Here is a 3819-nt window from a genome sequence, read left to right as displayed (position 1 = left end):
TGGGCTGATGTGATCAACCGCGCTAACTTGGGTATGGAAGTAATGCACGAGCGCAATGCTCACAACTTCCCGCTTGACTTGGCTGCTAGTGAAGTCACCCCAGTAGCAATGGTTGCTCCTTCTATCAATGGCTAAGTTTTAGTCCTAGATTAACAAAAAGCGCTCCTAGAAATAGGGGCGCTTTTTGTTTTGGGAAAAATATTTTTCAGACAGTCATGGACGCATGAATCCGCCGGCGAAGACACCGCAACTACAAAAATAAACAGTTCGCGATCGCACTCCTATCAAAGAAACCGGCTTTTTTACCGAATCTACGCGCTGCAACCCATCTTTTCATAAAAAACCCGGTTTCTGACCACCTGTGCGTCCTGGACTAATATTGATAGGTGTGATCGCCCTTTAATCCAACATAAATAATCCCTAGGATATTTGAAACAGAGAGATTAGTTTTGAAACCGATTGTGGAGAGCGACCTCAACACGCTTCATAGAATTTTTATCGATGCCTATGTGAGGAGATATCTGTGCGACGGCGAAATCTGGTCGCTACAAAAGGTTGAAGAAATGCTTGCCGAAAACAAAAAGCTGTTTGCCCAAAAGCAATTCGGTATGTGGTTTATCGAAACTAAGAGCGATCGAGAAACTATTGGATTTGTTGGTTTGTGGTATTTTTTTGAAGAAGCACAGCCCCAGTTAGTTTACGCACTGCTGCCGAAAGCACTTAAAAAAGGTTACGCTACTGAAGCATCAACCAAAATATTGGATTATGGTTTTGATGAACTTGGCTTTAACTATCTTGTCGCAACTTGTGATCGCCCAAACATTGAGTTGCAAAAAGTCGCAGAAAGACTCGGAATGAAACAAGTAGAAGAAAGAATTATGAATGGAAATCCGATATTATTCTTTAGAATCGATAAGTAGTAATTAGCAGTAAGGCCGCAATGCACAAATGGCTTTCGGTGGTGGGGATTGGCGAAGATGGACTTTCGGGGCTCGGCCCGATCGCCTTTACCCTCCTCTCTCAATCTCAAATCGTTGTTGGTGGCGCCCGTCACCTAGCAATGCTACCAACCGACGACACCCGCGAAAAATTGCTCTGGGCATCGCCTTTGCAGACAACAGTTGACGATATTCTCCGCCGCCGGGGACAGTCTGTGTGTGTGCTCGCAAGCGGCGATCCCATGTGCCACGGCATCGGCGTCACGCTGTCGCGCCAGATTCCCATGGAGGAAATGACTGTGATTCCGGCGGTATCGGCTTTTAGTCTTGCTTGCGCCCGTTTGGGTTGGCCGCTAGGTCAAGTTGAGACTTTCAGTTTGACTAATCGCCCGATCGCATCCATCGCCCTTGCTTTGTCCCCCGGCGCGCGCTTGCTGGTGTTGAGCGCTGACAGACACACGCCGGGAAAGGTGGCACAATTGTTGACGCAGCGGGGGTTTGGCAGCAGTTTGATGACCGTGTTTGAGCGGATGGGAGGGAACTCGGAACGGCGGATCGAGGGGGTAGCAGCAGCCTGGAATGCAGCGGATTTGGCTGATTTGAACACGATCGCGATCGCAGTTGCAGCCGATCGACAAACTTTTATCCTCCCTCGTACCTCCGGTTTGCCGGATACTGCTTATCGCCACGACGGACAACTTACCAAGCGGGAGGTTAGAGCCGTTACTCTGTCAACGTTAGCACCGATTCCCGGAGAGTTGCTTTGGGATGTGGGGGCGGGCTGCGGCTCGATCGCGATCGAATGGATGCGGAGTCATCCTCGGTGCAGGGCGATCGCGATCGAACGCCATCCGACTCGATTGGAATACATCGCCGAAAATGCCTCTACTTTCGGTGTTCCCGAACTCGAAATGGTTGCGGGAGAAGCGCCGGAAGCCCTGACAAATTTGCCTCAACCGAATGCTATTTTCATCGGCGGCGGTGTCACGGCAGAATCTGTGCTGGAAACTTGCTGGAATGCTTTAGGTGAAGGCGGCCGATTAGTTGTTAATGCGGTGACAGTTGAGAGCGAGTTTAAAGTTTTGCAATGGCACGATCGTTATGGCGGGGAACTCATTAGAATTGGGATTCAGCGAGTAGAGGCGATCGGTTCTTTTCAGGGTTGGAAGCCACTTGCACCCGTAACTCAGTGGGCGGCAGTTAAAAGCTAAAGTAAAATATTCCGAGGGAGCCATCTAAAATAGAGTAATGTGCGTCAGATGCCTCAACCCTTAATAATAATCGCTTTCTCACTCCGCCTGACGCAGCCTACGAGTTGATTTGAGTATGATACTTGGCTTGAGTCCGATTAAAGTAAAATATTCAGAGGTAGCCATCTCAAATGTCAAATCTCAAATCTAAGAGCTCAAATCTCAAAGCTCATGAGAGGTTAAAAAATGAGTTTTTATTACCGACTGCCACCAGCGCTAATCGTGGCAACAATTGCGAGCGTGCAACCTGCTGAATTTGCTGTCGCGCAGTTGTCAGCACAACAAGTGGAAGAAATTGACATAAATGAGTGCAATCCGTCAGGAGAAATCGATTTCAATGAAGCTATTCGCCTCAATCCTAACGATGCTGAAGCTTACAACGGTCGGGGTGCTGTCCGCTCACAACAGGGAGATATAGAGGGTGCGATCGCCGATTACAACGAAGCTATTCGCCTCGAACCTAACTATGCTGAAGCCTACAGCAATCGGGGTGTTGTCCGCTATGACCAGGGAGATTTACAGGGTGCACTAACCGATTGCAACGAAGCTATTCGCCTCAATCCTAGCTATGCTGATGCTTACTACAATCGGGGTATTGTTCGCTATGACCAGGGAGATTTACAGGGTGCACTAACCGATTACAACGAAGCTATTCGCCTCGAACCTAACGATGCGGATTTTTACTACAATCGGGGTATTGTCCGCTATGATCAGGGAGATAAACAGGGAGCGATCGCCGACTACAACGAAGCTATTCGCCTCAATCCTAACGAGGCTAAGGCTTACAACTATCGCGGTTTTGTGCGAGCGCAACAGGGAGATATACAAGGTGCAATCACCGACTACAACGAAGCTATTCGCCTCGCTCCTAACGATCCTGAAGCTTACAGCAATCGCGGTTTTGTTCGATCACAACAGGGAGATAAACAGGGTACGGTCGCTGACTACAACGAAGCTATTCGCCTCAATCCTAGCTATGGTAAAGTTTACGGAAATCGGGGTTATTTCCGCTATGACGAGGGAGATATACAGGGTGCCATAGCCGATTTTAACGAGTTTATTCGCCTCGATCCTAATGATGCTAAGGCTTACAACTATCGCGGTTTTATTCGCTTACAACAGGGAGATATACAAGGTGCAATTGCCGACTACAACGAAGCTATTCGCCTCGCTCCTAAGTATGCTGATGCTTACTACAATCGGGGTGATTTCCGCTATAACCAGGGAGATATACAGGGTGCAATCGCCGACTACAACGAAGCTATTCGCCTCAATCCTAAGTATACTTTTGCTTACTTCAATCGGGCTCTGCTCCGCGATGAACTGGGAGATATACAAGGTGCACTAGCCGATTTCAACGAAGCTATCCGCCTCGATCCTAACGATGCTGATGCTTACTACAATCGGGCTCTTGTCCGGCACCAACAGCGAGATATACAGGGAGCAATAAATGATTTTCAGAAAGCCTCTGAGTTGTATCAGCAACAGGGAAATATCGATTCATACAGGGATGCACAAAATGCAATTAGAGAACTTCAGAAAGAGCTTGAAGTCTAATTAGGGCTTGCTGAATATATCGCCCGCGTGTTACGTGGCCTGGGTTATTTGATCGCGCGCTCAATAGTAAAGTG

3 protein-coding genes and 1 pseudogene are annotated in these 3819 nt (G+C 48.2%); all 4 read left to right on the top strand.

Translation table 11 applies throughout. From position 1 onward, the window contains the following. Positions 1 to 135, top strand: a pseudogene (locus tag QT979_RS28535) (photosystem II q(b) protein); the annotation flags it as partial. Between the two features lie 314 nt (positions 136 to 449). Continuing rightward, entirely contained in the window at positions 450 to 920 is a 471-nt protein-coding gene (locus QT979_RS28530; RefSeq protein WP_333312352.1) for a GNAT family N-acetyltransferase, read from the top strand. A gap of 20 nt (positions 921 to 940) precedes the next feature. Further along, on the top strand, positions 941 to 2149 hold the full coding sequence (cbiE, locus tag QT979_RS28525) for a precorrin-6y C5,15-methyltransferase (decarboxylating) subunit CbiE (RefSeq protein WP_333312351.1): 1209 nt from the start codon (positions 941 to 943) through the stop codon (positions 2147 to 2149). Positions 2150 to 2374: 225 nt separating this feature from the next. Next, the gene (locus QT979_RS28520; RefSeq protein WP_333312350.1) at positions 2375 to 3745 is read left to right on the top strand and encodes a tetratricopeptide repeat protein; all 1371 of its coding nucleotides are present in this window, start codon (positions 2375 to 2377) and stop codon (positions 3743 to 3745) included. Positions 3746 to 3819 lie beyond the last annotated feature (74 nt).

The organism is Microcoleus sp. w2-18bC1 (assembly GCF_036700365.1).
In the GTDB taxonomy this organism is placed as follows: domain Bacteria; phylum Cyanobacteriota; class Cyanobacteriia; order Cyanobacteriales; family Microcoleaceae; genus Microcoleus.
Note: the sequence above shows the minus strand (reverse complement) of the source record. Positions and strands in the feature narration are given on the sequence as shown.

Coding starts and splice junctions, on each gene's coding strand:
- cbiE (WP_333312351.1), top strand. CDS start 941: ATGCACAAATGGCTTTCGGTGGTGGGGATTGGCGAAGATGGACTTTCG.
- QT979_RS28520 (WP_333312350.1), top strand. CDS start 2,375: ATGAGTTTTTATTACCGACTGCCACCAGCGCTAATCGTGGCAACAATT.